Origin of the sequence: Pseudoxanthomonas mexicana (genome assembly GCF_010093385.1) — a bacterium.
Classification (GTDB): Bacteria; Pseudomonadota; Gammaproteobacteria; order Xanthomonadales; family Xanthomonadaceae; genus Pseudoxanthomonas_A; species Pseudoxanthomonas_A mexicana.
This window is the reverse complement of the sequence record NZ_PDWV01000059.1, coordinates 1-20,944: the sequence shown is the minus strand read 5'-3', so window position 1 is coordinate 20,944 and position 20,944 is coordinate 1. Positions and strand designations below refer to the sequence as shown.

Below are 20,944 nucleotides of genomic sequence, written 5' to 3'. Positions count from 1 at the left end.
GGTGGCATCCCGCACTCGCCGCCAGCGCCAGGCGCCATTCTGTCAGCTTGCCGGCACCGCGGCCGGCAGATGCGGGACCCCAGCCGGTCTTGACCCCCCCCAGCACACGACCGCACAGCAGGTTGCTGCTGCTGGCCACGACCTGGTCGCCGCACAGCGTTTCCACGAAGACCAGATGGCCGCCGGCGGCAAGGCGCGCCGTCGCCTCCAGGAAGAAGCCGCGTTCGGCGGCGGACGCCTGCATCGAACTGCCCCGGGTGCCCTTCCAGCCGGCGTGCTCCAGCGCCAGGTGGCGTGCCGCGGCAGCGGCGTCGGCCTGCGCACCCTGCAGGATCCGCAGGCCGACATCGCCGCGCTCCTGCAGGCGTCGCAGCCGGCGTCGTAGATCCTTCGCCACGCCCGCGCCTACCCGCGCGGCCGCCGGTACGTCGTCCGGGTGCCGGCGCAGCACCGGGCGCAGGGAAGCGGCGGTCTGCATCCAGTGCAGGCCCGCAGCGCCCCGCAGCGCCTTCCACATGTCGCTGTCCGCGGCGACGCAGTGCCAGCGGATCGCGCGCTCCCGCCAGCTGCCGCGGCGCATCAGGCCGGCGATCGCCTCGGCGACCGCATGGGCTTCGCCGGTCCGATGCAGGATGCCGGACTGGAAGGCGTGCGGATGCCGGTAGGCGCGCCAGTGGGGCAGGGGCACGAACAGGTCCGGGGCGCGTCGTTGCAGGCAGGTCAGCGCAAGCAGCTCGCCACCGCGCTCCACGGTCAGCACCACCGGTGGATCGTCCGGCGTCAGCCAGCGCGCGGCCGCCTGCACTATGCCGGGCAGCAGGGCGGGGATGCCGGCAGGCGCATCGCATGCCAGCGACTCCCACGCGGCGATGTCGGAGGGCGCCAGTGCGTCCAGCGGGCGCAGGCGTGTCCGCAGCCCGTTCAAGGCAGGGCGTCCTGGCCCCGCCGGCGCCTGTAAAGGTCGACGATGCGCGCACGCCAGCCCACCCGGTCGATGCTCAGCCACGCCATGCTGCCTTCGGCCATCGCCAGCGAACGCTTGTACTCGGCCTGGCCGGCCATCAGCTCGTAACGGTCGAAGCCATTGCCGAGGAATTCATTGATGGCGGTGGCGACCAGCAGCAGCCCCGGGCTGCCCGTGCGTCCCACGCGCCGGTAGTCGATCCCGGCCTGGTAGAAGTACGCGGTCCCACGCCACACCAGATGGTAGAGGTAGCCGACCACGACGTCCCCGGCCTTCAGGCGCATCAGGTGCACGCCGGCCTCCTGGGACGAAGTCCGGATCAGCGCACGGTGGAAGGCCACGATCCGCGGATCGCCGAACGCGCCTTTTTCGCCGGTGTCTTCGTCCCAGTGGGCCTGATGCAGGCGCACCAGGGCATCGAAGAAGGCCAGCCGCTCGTCGGTGCCCATCGCGACCGCGCAGGCCAGCGGTCCGCAGGTATCCACGAGCCGTCGCGCGGTGCGGCGCAGGTGCGCACGGGTACGGCTGCCCGGAACGGCGACGACATAGTCGTTGCCATCGTGGCGCAGGCCCGCCAGGTCCACGTAGGGGGTCGGCCTGCGGTTCACCTGCAGGCGCAGGCGGGGGGAACGGATCCGCTCCAGCGGAATGTCGTCCATGTCGATGCCGGGCAGATAGAGCGTCAGCCAGTGGCGCTCGTGCGCCTCGAAATGGGCGATACACGCGGCCAGGGCATCGTGCTCGCGTCCGGCGACCGACAGCAGGCCGTTGAACTCGATGGTGATGCTGTCCAGCGTGCGGTCGCCCACTTCGTGCAGGCGCACATGCTTGAGGCCCAGCGCGAAGCCGCGGCGTTGCTCCACGACGATGCCCAGGGCGATCGGTTGCCCTTCTTCGCAGATCGTCAGCAGGCGCGCGCGCGGCAACGGGCACAGCGTGCGGAGCCAGGTGCCGATCCAGATCCAGCTCTGGAAGAAGCTGCAACGGCTGCGTGCCTCCAGCGCGCGCCAGCGGGCTTCCAGCACGTCCATGGCGGGCAGGGTCTCGACCCGCACGTCATGCCGCGTGGCGGGCGTGCCGTTCTCAGCCGAACGTCGCATCCAGGCCCTTCTCCACGCCGGTCCGCGGCGTCCAGCCGAGGTCCGCGCGCGCGGCGGTGGTGTCGAAGTTGGCCAGCGGGCGCAGCGAGCGCACGCGGTAACGCGTCAGCGGCACGTCGCGGCGCAGGACCTTGCCCAACTGCTCCACGCCGAAGCCCAGCAGCATGAACATCCAGCGCGGCACGCGCACCACCTTGATCTCGTCGCCCAGCTTGCGGCGGCAGCGCGCCAGGTAGTCCTGCTGCGTGATGCGCGAGGTGTCCACCACGTTGAACACGCGCTGCGCGGGCAGCGGCGCCTCGGCAGCGCACAGCAGCGCATCCACCACGTCGTCCACGTAGACCAGCGGCAGGGCCTGCGCGCCGTCGCCCACGGCGACCCAGCGGCCGGCCAGCCCGATCACGCCGTTGGGCGTGACCTTCTCCGCGCCTGGACCGAAGATCTGCCCCGGCCGCACGATGACGGCCGGCAGGCCGTGCTTGGCCACCGCATCCAGCACCATGCGCTCGGCCGAGAGCTTGGTCTGGGTGTAGGCGCCGCGCCACTCGGGATGCGGTTCCAGTGGCGAGGATTCGGTCATCACCGCGCCGGGATCGCGGCTGGCGTGATCGAACACGCTCATCGAACTGACGTAGACCAGGCGCGCCGTCGATTCGGCCACGCACGCCTCGATCATGTTGCGCGTGCCCCAGACGGTGCCGGCTTCGAAATCGCGAGGACCGCCACGCATCGCGGCACCCACGTGGTAGACCAGCGGCACGCCCTTCACCGCGTGGCGCACGATGCGCGGATCGCCCAGGTCGCCAATGACGGTCTGGATGCCGGCATCGTCCGCGTAGGCGGCCACCGGACGGCGTACCAGCACGCGCACGGTCTTGCCCTGCTCGCGCAGGCGCGCCACCACGCGCCTGCCGAGGAAGCCGGCGGCGCCGGTCCCCAGCGCATCGGCCGGCGGCAGGTCGACGTAGCGCGACTCCAGCAGGGCGATGCGCTCGGCATCCGGTGCGGCGCACACCGGCTCCAGCAGGCGCGCGATGCGCAGCGCATCCTCGCCGGTGAACGGGGGCGAGGCGTTGTCGCGGACCGCCTTGGCGAACTCGATCGCGCCGCGGCGGATGCCGGGCGAAGGCTTGAGCATGCCGGTGGCGAAGCGCACCACGTTCCATGGCACGCGGAACACGTCCTTCACCGCGCTGAAGAACGCGTTGGCGACGATGCCGATGAACTTCGGACCCGGCAGCACGCGATGGATGCGGCAGGTCTGCAGGAAGCGGTCCACTTCGATGGTGCCGCGCGTGCCGCGCACGAATACCCGGTTCTCCATCGGGCGCGCATTCCACGACAGCAGCAGGCGGCCGACGCCGTCGCGGGCCTGCGCGTGCGCCTGCCATTCGTCGAAGTGCAGGTTCGGATCGGTGCCGCGGGCCTGGTAGTCCACGCGCAGGTCCCGCACCGGGCCAAGGAAGGCCTCGATGGTGTAGAGGCCATGCACGCCCAGGTCGCGGAACGGGTAGGAGCCCTGGGTGACCGAACCTGGCAGCGGGCCGCCGGCGTACGGCGGGTACTCCGAATTGCGCACGATCTCCACCGAGACCACGTCGCCGATGCGTCCATCGCGCACGGCCTGCAGGGCCTGCATCACCACCGGATCGAACAGGTCGGAATGGTTGACGCCCAACTGCAGCTTGCGCAGGCGCGCCGCCGCAATCATGGACTCGCAGTCGGCCACGGTATCGGCCATCGGCTTTTCGACCAGCACGTGGCAACCCATCTCCATCGCCTGCAGCGCGATGGCGGCATGGAAGGCGGGCGGCGTCAGCACGTACACGGCCTGCGGCTGCAGGTCGGCCAGGTCGTCGAGACGGGCGGCCACGCGCTTGACACCGAAACGGTCGGCGAGCGCCTGCGCCGCCGGCAGTTGCGGATCGCAGATGCCGACCACGTCGACGAAGTCCAGCTGCTTGAGCGCAGCCAGGTGGTGGGTGGCGACGTAACCGGCGCCGACCAGGGCGACGCGCAGGCGGGTGGAAGCAGGAACGGTCATGGGAAAAGGGTCGTCAAGGGGAGTTGTTCATCGGCGCGCCAGCGCCTGCGCCACGGTCGCCAGCACGTCATCGACGCGGCGGTCCCAGGTCTGCGCCGCGACGGCGGCCACGCGGGCCTCGGCGGCGGCCTCGCTGTCCTCGGCCAGCGCCTGGTCGAGCGCGGCGAGGAAGCCTTCGCGGTCCTCGGCGATGCGGACCCACTGGGAGAACTTGGCGATCTCGGGGTTGTACGTGCTCACCACCGGCTTGCCGGTGGCCAGGTATTCGCGCAGCTTCAGCGGGTTGGCATTGGCGACCTGGCGGTTCATCCGGTACGGGATGATCGCGGCATCGAAGGCCTTCGCCCATGTCGGCAGCGTGGCATAGGGTTGCGGGCCGGCGAGACGCACGTTGGGAAGCGGGCGCAGCGCCGACACATCGGCGGCGGCGTGTCCGACCAGCAGGAAGCTCCAGTGCGGCCGTGCCTGCGCCAGCCAGGCGATCAGCTCCATGTCGATCCACTCGTGCAGCGAACCGATGTAACCGATCACCGGGCCGGTCAGACCGCGCGCGCCTTCGGCGACGGGGGTTTCCGGCGAACGCGCGGTGAGGAACAGATCCAGGTCCACGCCATGCGGCGCATAGGTGGTGGTGGGGTTGATCGCCTGCTTGCTGGGCAGCAGTGCGGGCGGTGCGACGAACAACTGGTCGGCCGCGCGGCTCAGTGTGTCGTCGCGCCGGCCGATCAGTTCGGCATCCACGCCGGGATGGGCGGCGTAGTCGTCGATGCAGTAGTACACGCAGAAATCCTCGCCCAGGCGATGGGCGAGAAATCCCGGGTGCGGTACCACGAACCACGACAGGTAGCGGGTGATGCCGGCCTTGCGCAGCGCTCGGCGCACGGCCCAGCGGCTGAACACACGGTTGAACGCATCGACGCCGGGAATGCGGCGGAACGGCAGCTGCGGCACGGTGCAGTGCCACAGGCCGTCGCGCACCTGCACTGGCGGCTTGAGCGCGGCCGTCAGCTTGCGCCAGGCGCGCTTGAGGTCGCGCCCCGAGGTGGTGGGCGCGCGCATGCCGGGCGAGTCCACATACAGCACGGGCATGCGCTGGGCCAGGCGGATGGCGATGTGGTGGCTGCTGGTGCGGTTCTCCGCATTCCAGTCGTTGCCGAAATACACCACGCCGCGCCCCTCCAGGACGGCCGAAGGATCACGCATCGCGCCACCAGCCGATCAGCCAGGCGGTGCCGCCGTGATGGATCCAGGTCTTCTGCAGGCCGGGGATGGCCTCCACGTGGGGCCCGACGCGTCCGCAGGCCGGCGCGAAGAACGTCACCAGGCCGCAACGGCCCAGATGGCGCATGCGTGCGACCGTCGCAGCGGGGTCGCTCAGGTAGTACAGCACTTCGCAGGCGGTGACCAGGTCGAAGCGGGGACGGTCCTCGCCCCAGGGGTGCTGGAACAGATCGACGGCGGCGGAATGGGCCTGGGGCAGGCGCACGCGGGCGCGCTCGATGGCGGCCGGACTGACATCCAGCCCGTACTGCTCAGCGCTGAGCCGGGCCAGATGCTGCGTCTGGTGGCCTTCGCCGCAGCCGATCTCCAGCACCGAGCCCACGCGACCGAACGCCTGTTCGATGACCCTGTTGGTGGCCTCGAAGCGCGCGCGCTCCATCGGCGACTCCATGTTCCAGGGATCCGGCATGCGGTAGGCCAGATCCAGCCGCGCGTGGTTGTCGTTGCCGCCCACGCCGCGCAGTGCGTACTTCATCCACAGCCGGCGCTGGGCCTTCCTCAGCAATCTGGTGGCATCGCTCCACATTCCGCTGTCCCCTTTCCCTGTTCTACGTCAACTGCAGTCCGCCGCGCCACGCGGCCCCGCGGCCACCTGGTGCGCCGAATCCCGTTCCACCTGCAGGGGCCGTGCCGGCGCGCTGTACCAGCCACTGACCCTGCCGCATTCGAAGTCGACCCACGACGGCCCGTACTGCCAGCGCGCGGGGTGTTCGACGGTGGGATTGCCCAGGATGCGCCGAGCCTGATCCGGATCCATGCCCAGTTCCAGCTGCTTGGAGGGACGAGGCATCCAGGCCGCGGCGGCACTGTCGCCCGGTCCGGTCGGATCCAGGGGGGGAATGGAGGTGCGGTGCGCGCCCAGCCAGTACAGCAACGCCGCCAACAAGGCGCCGGCCAGCAGATAGCGCCGGCGTCCGCGCGGTGCCGCCGGGGCTTCGATATCCGGCGCCCAGGCGGCTTCGTCCAGGTCCGACGGGGCGGGTGCGCGCGTGGCGCGGGGAGGTGCCGACGCGCCCGGCAGCCGGCCATGCAGGCGATGGAAATCGAGGGTGGCCTCGTACATGCGGTTGAGCCGCTGCAGGCGCGGCAGGTCCGAGTCATCGCCCTGCATGTCCGGGTGAAGGGCGGCCACGCGACGGCGGTAGGCCTGCTTGAATGCGTCCATGCCGCACTCGGCGTCCAGCCCCAGTTCTTCGTACATGCTGACGAAGTCGGTATCTTCCGACATTGGTGACGCGCCCCTGTTTCGCCGTCGGCGCCGGTCCGGCGCGTGGTGTCTGCTTTACCTGCAATACGCGATCCGGGGGCCGATCCGGCCAGTCGCGCCCTGGCCGCGTGCGCTTCCTTTTTGCGTATACCCCTGCACAGGCAAGGTTGCCGAACATGCGGAAGATGATGACCAGGGGATCATCGGTGAGCGTCGCGGCGCGCGTAGGACGCCGCCAGTTGCTGGCACGCTGGTGCCATCGGCTGGGTGCGCTGCCATTGCTGAAGCGGGTGAGGCCGGGCGCGCGCGGGGAAGCGCGCGTGCTGGCGTACCACCGTGTGCTGGAGTCCGCCGAGCCGCAGGACTTCAGCTTCGACCCCGAGCTGATCAGCGCGTCCGCCGAGGCGTTCCGCGAACAGATGCGCCATCTGAAGGTGCACTTCGTGCCGATGCGTTTCGACGAGGTGCTGGACCACCAGCAGCGGGGCGTGCCGCTACCGGCCGGTGCGGTCCTGGTGACCTTCGACGACGGCTACGACGACAACTACCGGGTCGCGTTCCCGATCCTGCGCGAACTGGGCATGTCGGCGATGTTCTTCGTCTCCACCGGGCACATCGACTCGGGCCGGCCGTATGCGTACGACTGGCTGGTGCACATGCTGTGCTCGGTCCCCGCGGGCGAGCGCCTGCACGTGCCCGAGCTGGACATCGACTGGCGCATCGAGGCGGCACTGCCGGAACGCCGGCGGCAGGCCGCCGACCTGCTGTACCGGGTGAAGCTGCTGGACGACGACATGCAGGCGGACCTCGTCTCGCGGCTGGAAGCGGACTGGGGCATCCTGCGCGCGGGCGGACACCCGGACTGCCGGCCAATGACCTGGGACCAGCTGCGCGAGATGCAGCGCGGCGGCATGGAGATCGGTTCGCACGGCGTGGACCACCGCATGCTGGCCAAGCTGTCGCCGGGGCGCATGCTGGACGAGGTGCGCGGGTCCAAGCAGGCGCTGGAGCGGGAGCTGGGCGTGCCGGCGCGGGTCATCTCGTACCCGGTGGGCGGGCCCGACGCCTTCAATCACGATACGGTGCAGGCGGTGCGCGAGGCGGGGTTCGACCTGGCGTGCAGCTACGTGGCCGGCGTGAGCCGTCCGGGCCCGCGCACGCAGTACGCGCTGCCGCGGCTGCCGGTGGAGCGGCACATGGACATGCCGTGGTTCCAGGCGATGATGGCGATGCCGGAACTGTTCACCTACGCCTCGCGATTGCGAACGGGTTGAGGCAGGGGAGCGACAGGGGACATGTTCTATTTCTTGTTGGTGTACCTGGTGCTGGTGCTGATCCGGCCCCAGGACTATCCCGCGGTGGCCGAATCGCCCGGGCCGCCGCTGCAGTCGATCGCGCTGGTGCTGGCGGCCGGCCTGTGGCTGTTCTCGCAGCGCAAGTCGTTCAACCAGCCGCAGTACCTGCTGATTCCGGCGTTCCTGCTGGTGGCCATGGTCTCCAAGGTAGTGAACGGCTGGGCGGGAGGCGCGCTGTTCGTGTTCTTCGTGTTCGCGCCGGTGCTGCTGGCCTACGTGCTGCTCGCCAACGCCGTGGACACGCGCGCGCGCCTGCAGGCGGCGATGGGGGTGTTCGTGATCTGCGCCTCGGTGCTGGCGGTGCACGGCATCGAGCAGGCCAGCACGGGCATCGGCTGGACGGGGGTGGAACTGTCGCAGGGCACGCGCATCCAGTACGTCGGCATCTTCAACGATCCCAACGACCTGGGCATGCTGTTCGTGATGTGCCTGCCGATGGCGTTCTACCTGAGCAGCCGCGGTGGCTGGCTGGGCCTGAAGCGCCTGTTCTGGTGGACCGCCATCGTGCTGCTGGTGTGGGGCTGCTACCTGACCAATTCGCGTGGCACGCTGCTGGCGCTGGTGGCCATGCTGGGCGTCTATGTGTGGCGCACCCGCGGCGTGGTGATGGCCGCCCTGATGGGCGTGGGGGCGCTGGGCGGACTGATGATGCTGCCCTCGCGCCTGCAGGAGATGGAAGTCTCCGAGGCGTCGGCCATGGGGCGCGTGGAGTCCTGGTACGAAGGCATCCAGATGTTCATCGGCAGCCCGGTGTTCGGCATCGGCGCCGGCGGCTATTCGGACCTGCACGAACTGACCGCGCACAACTCCTTCGTCCTGGTGCTGGCCGAGACCGGCATCATCGGCTTCACGATCTGGCTGGCCATCGTGGGCTACTGCTTCCGCATGATGCTGGCCATCGTGGAGCGCGGCGACGACATCATCGACGACGTCCCCCTGGAGGTGCCCGACGAGGTGGCCCTGAAGGACTGGAAGACGGACAAGGCCCTGAGCCTGTGCCTGCTGCTGTCGCTGACCGGCTTCTTCACCGCGGCGTTCTTCCTCAGCCGCAGCTATGTGGTCATCCTGTACCTGCTGGTCGCGCTGGTCGTGGGCCACTACACGCGGATGCGCGCCACGTATCCCAGCCTGCCCGTGTTCTCCCTAGAGAAGGATCTCATCCGCTGGCCTTCCTACGCCGTAATCGGCGTTATTGGGCTATACCTGACCGTGAAGGTCCTTCTGGCCCTGGCATGAACGACCGCTCGCGCACGCTCAGCAACACGTTCTTCTCTTCGGTGGGCATGTACACCGAGTACGTGCTGGGCATGCTCACGTCGATCATCATCGCCCGCCACCTGGGCCCCGACGGCTTCGGTACCTACAGCCTGGTGATCTGGCTGGTGGCGGTCGGCGTGGCCACCACCAACTCCGGCACGGCCAGTGCGGCCATCAAGTTCGTGGCCGAGCTGCGCGGCGCCGGCCACCTGGAGCAGATCCCCTACGTCCTGAGCTACCTGCGTAAGGCCCAGCGCGTGTTCATGCTGTTCGTGCTGGCCGGAGGCGCTGCACTGTTCATCTTCGCGGGCGACCAGGTCGCGCCCGGGATGAACCACGTGATGCTGCTCGGCTTCTTGATAGTGGGCGTGGTCCTGCGCTCGTCCTACATGTTCAACATCGGCGTGGCGAAGGGGTTCGAGAACTTCCGGGCGACTGCGATCGTCGCGCTGGTCTCGACGCCGATCAACCTGCTGCTGGTGATCGCGGCGTGGCAACTCGATGCGCCGGTGGAATGGTTGTTGGCGGTGTTCTCGCTGTCTGGCATCGTGTTCTACGTGGTGTCGCTGCGGCAGATCCGTCCCTTGCTGCCGCCGCGCCGCGCCGGCGTCGTGCTGCCCCCGGCGCTGCGCGCCAGGATGGGCCACCACATGCGCTGGACGGCGCTGACGGTGTCGGTGAGCTTCCTGGTGGCCAGCGAGGTGGAGGTGATGTTCCTCAACCTGTATGCCGACAGCCACGACGCGGGCCAGTTCAAGGTGGCCTACCAGCTGGCCGTGGGCGCGGCGGCGCTGGTGCCGGGCGTGTTCGGTGCGCTGCTGCTGCCGATGATGGCGGGCGCACTGAGCCAGGGCAGGGAGGTGGCAGCGCGGCGCTTCGTCGGCACCACCCACTACCTGGCCTTGCTGGCGACCCCGCTGATGGCGTTCGGCCTGGTGTTCGGCAACGACGTGATCCACCTGCTGTACGGGAAGGAATACTGGGCGGCCGGCCCGTTGTTCTCCGCGTGCCTGTTCGCGACCTGTGTGACGACCATGACGCAGGGGGCTTCCAGCCTGCTGGTCAGTGCGGACCGTCAGCGGAGCATCCTGGTGCTGGTGGTGATGTGCGGCGTGCTCAAGCTGGCGCTGGACGCCGTGCTGATCGCCCATTACGCGCTGGTGGGCGCGGTGGTCGCCTACCTGACCGTGGCCCTGGTCAACGCCACGGCCTACATCTCGCTGGCGATCCGGATCAGCCATGCGCGGCCCGCATGGGGCGCACTCGGGCGCGTGGCACTGGCCGGCGCACTGGCCGCCGCGCTGGCCTGGCCGCTGCGCGGTCACCTGGTGCCGTGGGCGGCGGTGGTGCTGGGCGGCGTGCTGCTGGTGCTGTCGTATGCGCTGTTCACGCTGGTACTGCGCTGCTGGAGTCGCGACGACATCGAGCATCTGCAGCTGCTGCATCGGCGGTTCGCCGCGGGCCGGCCGCGCGCAGGTGCACGGTTGCTTGCCTGGGCGCATGCCCGCGCAGGGGAGAACGCATGATGGCCAGCCTGTACGAACCGCTGTTCCGCCACGTGCTGTTCCCCGCCTACGAGTCGGGGCTGCGCCGCCGCAAGACGCTGGCCTACCTGCGGGAGTACGAGCGGCAGCAGTGGCTGGATCCGGAGCAGATCGATGCGCTGCAGTGGCGAAAGCTGCAGGCGCTGCTGCGCCATTGCTGGGACCATGTGCCCTACTACCGGCAGAACTGGTCGGCGCTGGGCATCGCTTCGCCCGAGGACATCCGCGACCGCGCGCATTTCGCGCGCCTGCCCGTGCTGGACAAACCCACCATCCGGGCGAACTTCGACCGCCTGATCGCCGACACCCACCGCGCGGGCCTTTTCTACAAGACCACGGGCGGCTCCACCGGCGAGCCCCTGAAGTTCGGTTATACCCGGGAGAGCTACGAGCGACGGGTGGCGGTCATGTGGCGAGGGTACGGCTGGGCCGGCGCACGCCTCGGGCAACGGACGCTGTACCTGTGGGGCACGCCGCTGGGCGCGCAGAAGCGCAAGGAGCGCCTGTTCCACGGCGCGTTCAACCGTCGCATGCTCAACGCCTTCGACATGGACCGCGCCCGGATCGCCGAGTACGCCGATGCGATCGACCGTTTCCGTCCCGAAACCATCGTGTCCTACGTGGCGCCGATCGTGGAAATGGCGGACTGGCTGACCGCCAGCGGCCGGCGCGTGCATGCGCCCGCGCGTATCCTCGGCGCGGCCGAAGCTCTGCACGCGTCGCAGAAACAGCGCATCGAGCAGGCCTTCGGTGCGCCGGCGTTCAATACCTACGGCTGCCGCGAGTTCATGCTCATCGCCGCCGAGTGCGAGCACCGCGACGGCCTGCACGTGAACGCCGACCACTTGGTTGTGGAGTTGGGGCACGGCGAAGGCGCCGGCGCGGACGGTCCGCGCGAGCTGGTCGTCAGCGATCTGCACAACTACGGTATGCCGCTGCTCCGCTACGTCAACGGCGATCTGGCCACGCCGGGCCATGGGCGCTGCGCCTGCGGGCGCGGGTTGCCGCGGCTGGCGAGCGTGGACGGGCGCAAGCTGGATGCGCTGCGGACCCCGGACGGGCGGTTCGTGCCGGGCGAGTACGTGGTGTACGCCTTTCTCTATGCGACCGGCATCCGCCGCTACCAGGTCGTGCAGAAGCGCCTGGATGCGTTCGAGATCCTGGTCGTGCCGGATGAAGGGTTCGACCCGGGCGTCATCGAGCGCGTGCGCGGCGAATTGATGAAGGTGGTGGGCGACAGCGTGGCGCTGGAGTTCCGCCTGACGGACGAGATTCCGCTGACGCCCAGCGGGAAGCAACGCGTCACCGTGTCTGAGCTGGGGGGTTAGGAAAAGCGTGGAGATCGTGCATGTCGTCGAGAACCTGGATCGCGGTGGCCTTGAACGCACCGTGGTGGACCTGATCGCGAGCCAGCGCGATGCGGGCCATGAGTGCCGGGTGATCTGCCTGTTCAAGCTGGGGCTGCTGGCCCGGGAACTGCTGGCCAGCGGCGTACGCGTGGATGCCTGCGGAAAGCGTCCCGGGCTGGACCTGCGCGCACTGCGGCGCGCGCGCGCGCTGATCCGCCAGTCGCCCGATGCGGTGATCCACACCCATAACGCGATGGCGCACTACTACGCCGTGCTCGCCTCCCTCGGCCTGCCCGTGAAATGCAGGATCAACACACGCCACGGCATGGGGGGGCGCACCCGGAGCGGCAGGCAGGAATGGCTGTACCGGCAGAGCCTGCGCGGCACCGACTATGCGGTCGCGGTGTGCGAGGCGGCGCGCCAGCGCTTTGCCGCCGACGGTATGCGTCCGCGGCGCGCGTTGCTGTCCGTGCCCAACGGCATCCGCCTGGAGCGCTTCCGGCCCGCCGACGACGTGGCGCGCCAGTCGCTTGTCGCCGAGTTGGGATTGCCGACCGGCAGCCGCATCATCGGTACCGTGGGCCGGCTCCAGCCGGTGAAGGACCACGCCCTGCTGCTCCGCGCGTTCGCGAAGGTGAGGGTGCAGGTGCCTGAAGCGGCGCTGGTGATCGTGGGCGATGGTCCCCTGCGCGCTGCGCTGGAGGCCCAGGCCGAACAGGCGGGTCTGTCCGATGCGGTGCGCTTCATGGGCGACCGCCACGACGTGCCGCGCTTGCTGACCGGCATGGAGGTGTTCGCCCTGACATCGACGAGCGAGGGGTATTCGGTCGCCTTGCTGGAAGCGTGCGCATCGTCGCTGCCGATCGTGGCGACCGACGTGGGAGGCAACCGCGAGATCGTCCGCCATGGCATCAACGGTCGGCTGGTGCCCTCGGGCGACACCGCCGCCATCGCGACCGCGCTGATCGCCCTGCTGCGCGGCGGCGAACAGGCCGCCGCCATGGGGCGGGCAGGTTACGCCTGGGCCCAGGCGGAAGCCTCGTTCCGCACCATGGCCGAGCGCTACCACGGCCTTTACGATGTCTCGTCCGACCTGTCCTCGGCGGCGATGGCGCTGCAAGGCCGCGTATCATGAACGCACCGCTCCATCCGTCGAACGCATCGCCATGAATCCGCGCCCGCGCCGACTGAGAGTGCTGCGCTTCCTGCCGAACGGCTGGCTGATGACGTCCGGCCCGACGGACGCGGCGCGCAACCTGTATCTCACCTTCGACGATGGCCCCCATCCGGACCACACGCCCGCGCTGCTGGACCTGCTGGCGGAGCATGGTGCCAAGGCCAGCTTCTTCCTGGTCGGGCGCGAGGTGGAGCGCCACGATGCACTGGCGCGCCGCATCGCGTCGGAAGGGCATACGCTGGGCAACCATTCCTATTCGCACCCGCGGTTCGAAGCGCTGACGCTGGACGAGCAGCTGGAAGAGGTCGAACGCACCCAGCGCCTGCTCACCGGCATCGATGGCCGTTCGCGGCATGCGTTCCGGCCTCCGCGCGGCGTGCTGACAGGGGCGATGCTGGCCAGCCTGGTGCGTCGGCGCCACCGCATCGACTACTGGTCCTACGACAGCCTGGACTACAGCCGCCGGCCGGTGCCGGAGTTGCTGGAGACGATCCAGCGCCATCCGCCGCGCGGTGGCGACATCATCCTGATGCACGACGACAGCGAGCATTCGCTGACATTGCTGCGTGCGCTGATCCCCGAGTGGATCGCACAGGGATTCTCGCTGCGCGCGTTGCCGCACGTCCGCTGAAGATCCTCCGCGTGGCCGGTGCGGCGCCCCCGCCGCGTTTTCGATGGTGACGGGTACGTCGGCGCACGCCGACAGGACGAAGGGGAGGCGCGTGGACATTCTGGTGTGGGCGGCAGCGGCGGTGGTCGCGATCCTCGCGATGGCGGCGGTGGCGGTATGGGCGCTGCTGCGGTCGCGCAACATGGAGCTATGGATCGGCAGTTACCTGCGCCGCCCGCGGGTGACCGCCACGCCGGGCCCCGTACACGTGATGTTCTGCTTCGTCGATCACTTCGAGCCCATGTGGCACGGCGCGGACGAAGCCACGCAGCGGCTGCGCGTCGATCGCTGGTGCCGCGACTATCGCGCGCTGGCGGCTCGGCACCGCGATGCGGATGGGCGTCCGCCCCAGCACAGCTTCTTCTACCCCGAGGAAGAGTACGTGCCGGAGTATCTCGACAAGCTGTCGGCGTTGTGCGCCGAAGGCTATGGCGAGATCGAGGTGCACCTGCACCACGACAACGACACCGAGGCCAACTTCCGCGAAGGCATGTCGCGCTTCTGCCGCGTGCTGCACGAGCGGCACGGCGCGCTGCCGCGCGATCCCGCGACGGGCGAGCTGCGGTTCGGCTTCATCCACGGCAACTGGTGCCTGGACAACTCGCGGCCGGACGGACGCTGGTGCGGCCTGGACAACGAACTCATCCTGCTGCGCGAGTTGGGTTGCTATGCGGATTTCACCCTGCCGTCCGCGCCCAGCGATACCCAGACCCGCACGATCAACAGCATCTACTACGCCACCGACGATCCGGACGCGCCGAAATCGCACGATACCGGCGTGCCGGTGCGCGTGGGTGGGCAGGCGAGCGGCGATCTGATGCTGATCCAGGGGCCGCTGGGACTTAACTGGAAGGACCGCCGCATGGGCCTGATGCCGCGCATCGAGAACGCCGACGTGCGTGGCGGGCAGCCGCCGACTCCGCAGCGCGTGGATGCCTGGGTGCGGGCCGGCGTGCACGTGCAGGGCCGTCCCGAGTGGGTGTTCGTGAAGATCCACACGCATGGCACCCAGGAAGGCGACATGGATACGTTGCTGGGTCCGCCGGTGGACGCGATGCACGACTATCTGGAGTCGGCCTACAACGATGGCCAGCGCTACGTGCTGCACTATGTGAGCGCGCGCGAGGCCTACAACATCGTGAAGGCCGCCGAAGCCGGCATGCAGGGCAATGCCGGCGACTACCGCGATTTCCACCTGCCACCGCCCCGCGCATCGTGGGCGGGTGGGCGGCAGGCGCAGGCCGCGGCATGAGTCCCGTTGAGCCCGTGCCGGCACCGGATGCGACGCTCGTCAGCGTGGTGATGCCCGTCTACAACGCGCAGGCGACCATGGCGCGTTCGATCGATTCGGTGCTGGCGCAGACGCACCGGTGGCTGGAACTTATCCTGGTGGACGACGGCTCGCACGACGGTTCGGCCGCGATCATGGACGCCTACGCCGCACGCGATGCGCGGGTGGTGGCCGTGCACCAGGCCAATGGCGGCGTCGCCGCCGCGCGCAACCGCGGGCTGCAGGAAGCGCGCGGCACGCACGTCGCCTTCCTGGACAGCGACGACTGGTGGGAACCGGAAAAACTGGCGCTGCAGCTGGCGCACATGGCGCGTACCGGCGCGCGCGTCTGCTACACCGCGTACCAGCGGGTGGCCGAGGATGGCCGCGCGCTGGCGCAGGTGGTGCCGCCGGAACGGGTGGACTATGCAGGCATGCTCTACAGCAACCGGATCGGCAACCTTACCGGCATCTACGCGCGCTCGCTGGGCGATGCCGCGTTCCAGAAGACGGGGCACGAAGACTACGTATTCTGGCTGGACCGGGTACGCCGCGCCGGGCACGCCGAACGGGTCCCGGAGACGCGTCCGCTGGCGTACTACCTGGTGCGGGGCGGCTCGGTATCGGCGAACAAGTTGCGCGCCGCCGGGTGGCAGTGGCGCATTTACCGCGAAATCGAACGGCTGACCCTGCCGCGGTCGGCGTGGTGCATGCTGCATTACGTGGGGCATGCGCTGCTCAAGCGACGTCCCTTGTCCAGGCCCGTCTGACATGCCGCCATCTTCCCCCATGACGTTCGGCGACTATGCCGTGGTGATTCCCGCCTACCGGGCCGCAGGCACCCTGGCGCGCGCGCTGGACAGTGTGATGGCCCAGACGCTGCCGCCACGCCAGGTGGTGGTGGTGGACGATGGCTCGCCCGATGGCGAGGACCTGGCGCGCATCGTCGCCGGCTATCGGGGCAGGGTCGTGCTGGTGCGGCAAGCCAACGCGGGACCCGCGGCGGCACGCAACGCCGGCGTACGCGCCACATCGGCGGCCTGGGTGGCGTTCCTGGACGCGGACGACAGCTGGCTGCCGCACAAGATGCGGGCGCAGATGGCGCTGGCGGCGGACCCGCGCGTCGGCCTGGTACACGGCGGTGCGCGCGAGGACCGCACGGCGTTGCCTGTGGAGATGGATTTCGACCTGCTGTGGCGCAGCAACCGGATCTGCACCTCGATGAGCGTGGTCAGGCGCGAGCTGTTCGACGCGCTGGGCGGGTTCTTCGACGGAGACGAACTCATCGGCGCCGAGGACTACAGCCTGTGGCTGCGCATCGCGCATGCAGGCTGGAAAGTGCGCGCCTGCCCCATGCTGGTAGGCCACTACACGCCAGCGCAGGGCAGCCTGACCAGCCGCATCGAGCGATGCGCGGCCGCGGAGATATTCAACGCGCGGATGCTGGGCGACATGCTGGCGCTGCCCCCCGCGATGGTGCGCTGGAAGGTACGGGCGATCCGCACCGATTTCGCGCGCCACCTGATCCATGCCCGCAGGCTGCCTCCGGCGCGGCGGCTGCTGGCGCCGGCGCTGTGCGAGCGTCCCACGCTGGAGCGCATCGGGCTGATGTCCGTCAGCTGCCTGCCGGTGCAGGTGCTGGACGCGCGCCGCCGCCTGCGCATGCGCGGGCGGCGGCTCGTGCGGAATCCCTGAAGCGCGGGATCAGATCTCGCTCAGTTCCACTACGTAACCCGTGGTGCCGCCCTGCACGTCGATGCGGTAGCGGGCGCCATCTTCCACGTACTTGCCGGTACTGAAGTTGCTGTTGATGGTGGCGTTGGCCGGCTCGAGCACGCGCACCCGCAGGCGACCTGCGGTGGCTTCGCGACTGTTCACCAGGGTGGGCGCGACCGGTACGTTCACCTGGAAGGTGGCCGTGGTGCCGCTGGTGATGGAGAACGTGTCGCGGACGGTCAGGCGGCGATTGGCGAAACTGAAATTGCGCCGCCAGTTGGTCACCGCGTCGGTGTTGCAGAACGCCGGGGTCAGGTTGGCGTCGGCCGTGAATGCGCCGCCGCTGCCCGGAGTGACCGTCAGCGTCGAGGCCCGGGTGGTGGATTCGCACTGGCGCGCCACGGTGCCGTTGCGGACGAAGCGCACCAGGTTGTGCACGTCGGTGCCCTGGTTGATGCCGCTGTGGCTCCAGATGTTCGCGGTGACGGCCAGCCAGTCGCCCGAGAACAGGGTGAACGAGCCCTGGTCCTGGTGGGCATGGCTTTCGTTGTACGGGCCGGCGACGATCGCCAGCCACATCGCGTCGCGCGTCCAGCCGGTGCGCGCGAACAGGTGGCCGGTGCCGCGCGCGTGGTAGATCAGGTCCGTGGGCGGGGTCGCCGTGGTGCCCGCCGGCAACAGGTCGTAGCGGTAGTTGAATCCCGACCCCATGCGTGCGATCGAGATGTTGTTCAGCCACCAGGTCGCCTGGTTCTGGATCACGGGATTGGTGTTGACCGAACGCGCCTCGAGCACGAGGCGGCGATGGTAGTCGTACAGGTCAGGTACCGAACTGCGCGCCTGGTCGCCGATGGGCGCGAAGCGGTCCATCGTCGGCACGGTGGCATGGATCCAGTACGGGATGCTGTCGGACGCATGGCTGCTGGCGTTGGCCAGGTCCATGCCGGTGGCGTCGCGCCAGATGCGGTACAGCGAGAACAGGCGCATGTGCGAGGTGCCGTAACCAGTGCCCTCGCTGCTGCCGCCGCCGGGCAGGCGGGCGAAGTAGGCCTGCAGGGCCGCCAGCTTATTGTCGCGCAGGAAATTGAACCAGGTGCTGTTGCCGCTGGCCAGCGCCCAGTACATCGTGGCTTCGACGAAACTGTAGTAGTAGTTGTTGCCGGGATTGTTGATCGACCAGCCGGACCACGGATGGCTGCGGCCGCCCCATTGCGCGCTGTTGTAGTTCCAGACGTTCCACACCGCCTGCTCGGCGTAGGCCGACCAGCGCGTGCGCTGGCTGGAGGTGATGCTGCCGGCACAGGCGGTCATGGTGGAGGCGACGTCGGCGATCATCGGGCCGACCTCAAGGTACGAGTCACCGGCAACGGCCGGGCGCCCGCCCGCGGCGATGGCGGATTCGGCGGCGGTCACCTGCTCTTCGACCATCTGGATGGCCAGCGTGCAGTACTTGGCTTCGGGCGAGAGCTGGTACATCAGGGCGGCCTCGGCCGCGCTGAAGCCGTAGCCGCGGTTGCCGGCGACGGCGGCATCGACCCATCCCTTGAAACGGGTATAGGCGGTCGAACTCTTGTCGACCGGCGGCACCGGCATGGGCAGGTTGACCAGGCGGGGGCGCGAAGAATTCGAGCTGACCCGGCCGCCGCTGCCCAGCACCGGGCTGGTGTCCACCCCGGTGGCCGGGAGACGGGTGCCCAGGCTGCCCAGCGACGGCGTGCCGCCGCTGCCGACCGGGAGTGTGGCGCCGCCACGCTCCCGCGTCCTGCGTGCGGCCTTGGCCGAAGACGTGGTGCGGGTCCAGAAGCGGATGATGGTGTCGCGACCGGTGTCGCGCAGGTCCGCAAAGCCGTCTTCGGCGCGGTCCCATGCGTCGGAGGCGAAGACCTGGGCGCGCAGGCCGAACAGGCCGCCTGCGGCGCTGGCAGCGGTCAGGGTGGTGAGTGCGGCGGTGCCCAGGATCAGGGCAAGCGGGAGCCGGCGGGTGAAGCGGGAGGGAGCGGACGGGCGCGACAAAGGGGTTCTCCTGGCAAGAAAACCGCGCACGAACACCATGGAAGACGACAGCCCTGAGGCTGGTGGCTACCCGCTGCAGCGCCCCCTCGCTACATGCGATCCGCGCAACGGCGGGCGGATCATAACGTGGGGCCTTCAGGCAAACGGACGCCCTGGGTCACAGAAATGCGTGCCGGTTCAGCCTGCGGCAGGGGAGTTCACCGGACTGTGACGGCCCGCTCGTCGATCCCGTGGCGTGGGCTGGTGCCGGGGACAGCCTTATTTTTCGCTGAGTTCGACGCTATAGCCGCTCTGGCCGCCGGCCACGTCGACCCGCCACCCACGACGGAATTCCCGTGGGTCCTCGTCGCTCCAGGTATGGACGCTCAACGTCGCGGAAGCCGGTTCCAGCACGCGGATGCGCAGGCGGCCGGCGACGGCTTCGTTGCCCTGGACCACGGGACGCTCGGGCACGTTGACCTGGAAGATGGCGCGGGTGCCTGCGCCCAGGCGGAAGTCGTCCTTCACCCGCAGCGTACGGCCCGCGAAATCGATGCGTCGCTGCCACGATTCCAGGGCGGGGTTGCCGCGGTAGACCGGCGTCAGGTCGGCCTGCGCCGTGACGCCGCCATCGGCACGCGGCGTGACCGTCAACCGCGCGCGGGACTGCGGCGTTTCGCACTGGTGCACCACCACATCGCCACGCGGCGCAGCGCATTGCCGCGCATCCGGATCGGCGCGCTCGAACCGCACCACGTTGTGGACCGGCGTGCCCTGCTGGATGCCGCTGTGGCTCCAGATGTTCTCGGTCACCGCCAGCCAGTCGCGCGCGAACAGGGTGAAGCCGCCCTGTTCCTGGTGCGCATGGCTTTCGTTGTACGGACCCGCGACGAAGGACATCCACATGGCGTCCTTGCCCCAGTCGCTGCGGGCGAACAGATGCCCCGCACCTTCGGCCAGATAGACCAGTGCCGACGGCGGGGTGCCGCCCGTGCCGGCGGGCAGCAGGTCGTAGCGGCTGTTGAAGCCCTGCGTCATCCGCGGTACCGAGATGTTGTCCAGCCACCACGACGCCATCGCGCGCGCTTCTTCGTCCGTGGTCAGCTGGCGCGCCTCGAGCACGAGGCGGCGGTGATAGTCGAACAGTTCCGGCACCGAGTTGCGCGACTGGTCGCCGATCGGCGCGAAGCGGTCCAGGGTGGGGACCGTGGCATGCACCCAATAGGGAATGCTGTCGCGCGCATGCGTGCTGGCGCCGGCGAGATCCTCGCCGGTGCTGTCCTTCCACAGGCGATACAGGCCGAACAGGCGCATTTGCGCGGCGCCATAGCCCGTGCCTTCCCGGCTGCCGCCTCCCGGCAGCCCGGTGTAGTAGGCCTTCAGCGGCGGCAGGCGGCGCGTGCGCAGGTCGTCCATCCAGGACGGGCTGCCGCTCACCAGGGCCCAGTACATCGTCGCCTCGATGAAGCTGTAGTAGTAGTTGTTGCCGGGGTTGTCGACCGACCAGCCTGTCCATGCGTGCGCCTGCCCACCCCATTGCGCGCGTGGATGGTTCCAGACGTTCCACACCGCCTGCTCCGCATAGGACGACCAGCGCCGCTGCTGCGTCGCGTCGATGGTGGTGCGGCAGGCGTGCAGGGTCATCGCGAGATCCGCGATCCGGGGACCGACTTCCAGATAAGAATCGCCCGCGATCGCAGGACGCGCACCGGTCGCGATGGCGGCTTCGGCCTCGGCCACCTCCTTCTCCACCATCCGCACGGCGAGGTCGCAGTACTTGTCGCCGCCGCTGAGCAGGAACATCAGGGCGGCATCGCTGGCGCTGAAGGCATAGCCGGGGCCACCCGCGACGGCCGCATCCACCCAGCTGCGGAAGCGGGCGTACGCGGGCGATTTGCGGTCGACGAAGGTCAGGTCGATCTTCAGCAGGTCGGCGCCGGACTGTTCCGGCGACGCGGGAGCGGACGCCGTCGCGGGTGCCGCAGCCGGCGGCACGGGCGACGGGGAGGGGGAGGGGG

Annotated in this window: 17 protein-coding genes; 9 read left to right on the top strand and 8 right to left on the bottom strand. The window is 69.4% G+C overall.

Annotated features, from left to right (window positions below):
• The 6 genes from CSC76_RS16355 to CSC76_RS16330 all read right to left on the bottom strand — a co-directional run.
• Window positions 1–925: GNAT family N-acetyltransferase (locus CSC76_RS16355; protein WP_162111031.1), on the bottom strand; the 925-nt coding region annotated here is incomplete at its 3' end.
• On the bottom strand, window positions 922–2,064 hold the full coding sequence (locus CSC76_RS16350) for a GNAT family N-acetyltransferase (protein ID WP_162111030.1): 1,143 nt from the start codon (window positions 2,062–2,064) through the stop codon (window positions 922–924). The genes CSC76_RS16355 and CSC76_RS16350, both read right to left, overlap by 4 nt.
• Window positions 2,048–4,108, bottom strand: a complete 2,061-nt coding sequence (locus CSC76_RS16345) for an NAD-dependent epimerase/dehydratase family protein (protein ID WP_162111029.1) — start codon at window positions 4,106–4,108, stop codon at window positions 2,048–2,050. The genes CSC76_RS16350 and CSC76_RS16345 overlap by 17 nt, the downstream gene beginning before the upstream one ends.
• Before the next feature lie 27 nt (window positions 4,109–4,135).
• Window positions 4,136–5,311, bottom strand: a complete 1,176-nt coding sequence (locus CSC76_RS16340) for a glycosyltransferase (RefSeq protein WP_162111028.1) — start codon at window positions 5,309–5,311, stop codon at window positions 4,136–4,138.
• Window positions 5,304–5,894, bottom strand: a complete 591-nt coding sequence (locus tag CSC76_RS16335; RefSeq protein WP_162111027.1) for a class I SAM-dependent methyltransferase — start codon at window positions 5,892–5,894, stop codon at window positions 5,304–5,306. Before CSC76_RS16335 ends, CSC76_RS16340 begins: the two co-directional genes overlap by 8 nt.
• Window positions 5,895–5,942: 48 nt before the next feature.
• A complete protein-coding gene (locus CSC76_RS16330) occupies window positions 5,943–6,617 on the bottom strand; it encodes a hypothetical protein (RefSeq protein WP_162111026.1) in 675 nt (224 codons plus the stop codon).
• A 185-nt stretch (window positions 6,618–6,802) separates the two neighbouring features.
• Between CSC76_RS16330 and CSC76_RS16325 the strand changes: the two genes are divergently transcribed.
• From CSC76_RS16325 to CSC76_RS16285, 9 genes are all read left to right on the top strand, one after another.
• The gene (locus CSC76_RS16325; protein ID WP_238395034.1) at window positions 6,803–7,870 is read left to right on the top strand and encodes a polysaccharide deacetylase family protein; all 1,068 of its coding nucleotides are present in this window, start codon (window positions 6,803–6,805) and stop codon (window positions 7,868–7,870) included.
• Window positions 7,871–7,891: 21 nt separating this feature from the next.
• Entirely contained in the window at window positions 7,892–9,187 is a 1,296-nt protein-coding gene (locus CSC76_RS16320; protein WP_162111025.1) for an O-antigen ligase family protein, read from the top strand.
• Window positions 9,184–10,734: an oligosaccharide flippase family protein gene (locus CSC76_RS16315; RefSeq protein WP_162111024.1), complete on the top strand. Its 1,551-nt coding sequence runs from the start codon at window positions 9,184–9,186 to the stop codon at window positions 10,732–10,734. The genes CSC76_RS16320 and CSC76_RS16315 overlap by 4 nt, the downstream gene beginning before the upstream one ends.
• Complete coding sequence (locus CSC76_RS16310; protein ID WP_238395032.1) at window positions 10,731–12,080, top strand: phenylacetate--CoA ligase family protein; 1,350 nt, start codon at window positions 10,731–10,733, stop codon at window positions 12,078–12,080. Before CSC76_RS16315 ends, CSC76_RS16310 begins: the two co-directional genes overlap by 4 nt.
• A 7-nt stretch (window positions 12,081–12,087) precedes the next feature.
• Window positions 12,088–13,236: a glycosyltransferase gene (locus CSC76_RS16305; RefSeq protein WP_162111023.1), complete on the top strand. Its 1,149-nt coding sequence runs from the start codon at window positions 12,088–12,090 to the stop codon at window positions 13,234–13,236.
• A gap of 31 nt (window positions 13,237–13,267) precedes the next feature.
• On the top strand, window positions 13,268–13,909 hold the full coding sequence (locus tag CSC76_RS16300; protein ID WP_202923555.1) for a polysaccharide deacetylase family protein: 642 nt from the start codon (window positions 13,268–13,270) through the stop codon (window positions 13,907–13,909).
• Between the two features lie 91 nt (window positions 13,910–14,000).
• Entirely contained in the window at window positions 14,001–15,200 is a 1,200-nt protein-coding gene (locus CSC76_RS16295) for a hypothetical protein (protein WP_238395031.1), read from the top strand.
• A complete protein-coding gene (locus tag CSC76_RS16290; RefSeq protein WP_162111022.1) occupies window positions 15,197–15,988 on the top strand; it encodes a glycosyltransferase family 2 protein in 792 nt (263 codons plus the stop codon). The genes CSC76_RS16295 and CSC76_RS16290 overlap by 4 nt, the downstream gene beginning before the upstream one ends.
• A gap of 1 nt (window position 15,989) precedes the next feature.
• On the top strand, window positions 15,990–16,913 hold the full coding sequence (locus CSC76_RS16285; protein WP_162111021.1) for a glycosyltransferase family 2 protein: 924 nt from the start codon (window positions 15,990–15,992) through the stop codon (window positions 16,911–16,913).
• A gap of 9 nt (window positions 16,914–16,922) precedes the next feature.
• Here the strand turns inward: CSC76_RS16285 and CSC76_RS16280 are convergent, their stop codons facing one another.
• Both CSC76_RS16280 and CSC76_RS16275 read right to left on the bottom strand, forming a co-directional pair.
• Complete coding sequence (locus CSC76_RS16280; protein WP_162111020.1) at window positions 16,923–18,947, bottom strand: heparinase II/III family protein; 2,025 nt, start codon at window positions 18,945–18,947, stop codon at window positions 16,923–16,925.
• Window positions 18,948–19,205: 258 nt separating this feature from the next.
• Window positions 19,206–20,944 (bottom strand): hypothetical protein (locus tag CSC76_RS16275; RefSeq protein ID WP_202923554.1); only part of this gene is annotated, 1,739 nt, incomplete at its 5' end.

Bases quoted from the DNA above. Each gene is read 5' to 3' on its own strand.
- CSC76_RS16350 (WP_162111030.1), bottom strand. From the start codon at position 2,064: ATGCGACGTTCGGCTGAGAACGGCACGCCCGCCACGCGGCATGACGTG.
- CSC76_RS16345 (WP_162111029.1), bottom strand. From the start codon at position 4,108: ATGACCGTTCCTGCTTCCACCCGCCTGCGCGTCGCCCTGGTCGGCGCC.
- CSC76_RS16340 (WP_162111028.1), bottom strand. From the start codon at position 5,311: ATGCGTGATCCTTCGGCCGTCCTGGAGGGGCGCGGCGTGGTGTATTTC.
- CSC76_RS16330 (WP_162111026.1), bottom strand. From the start codon at position 6,617: ATGTCGGAAGATACCGACTTCGTCAGCATGTACGAAGAACTGGGGCTG.
- CSC76_RS16320 (WP_162111025.1), top strand. From the start codon at position 7,892: ATGTTCTATTTCTTGTTGGTGTACCTGGTGCTGGTGCTGATCCGGCCC.
- CSC76_RS16315 (WP_162111024.1), top strand. From the start codon at position 9,184: ATGAACGACCGCTCGCGCACGCTCAGCAACACGTTCTTCTCTTCGGTG.
- CSC76_RS16310 (WP_238395032.1), top strand. From the start codon at position 10,731: ATGATGGCCAGCCTGTACGAACCGCTGTTCCGCCACGTGCTGTTCCCC.
- CSC76_RS16300 (WP_202923555.1), top strand. From the start codon at position 13,268: ATGAATCCGCGCCCGCGCCGACTGAGAGTGCTGCGCTTCCTGCCGAAC.
- CSC76_RS16290 (WP_162111022.1), top strand. From the start codon at position 15,197: ATGAGTCCCGTTGAGCCCGTGCCGGCACCGGATGCGACGCTCGTCAGC.
- CSC76_RS16285 (WP_162111021.1), top strand. From the start codon at position 15,990: ATGCCGCCATCTTCCCCCATGACGTTCGGCGACTATGCCGTGGTGATT.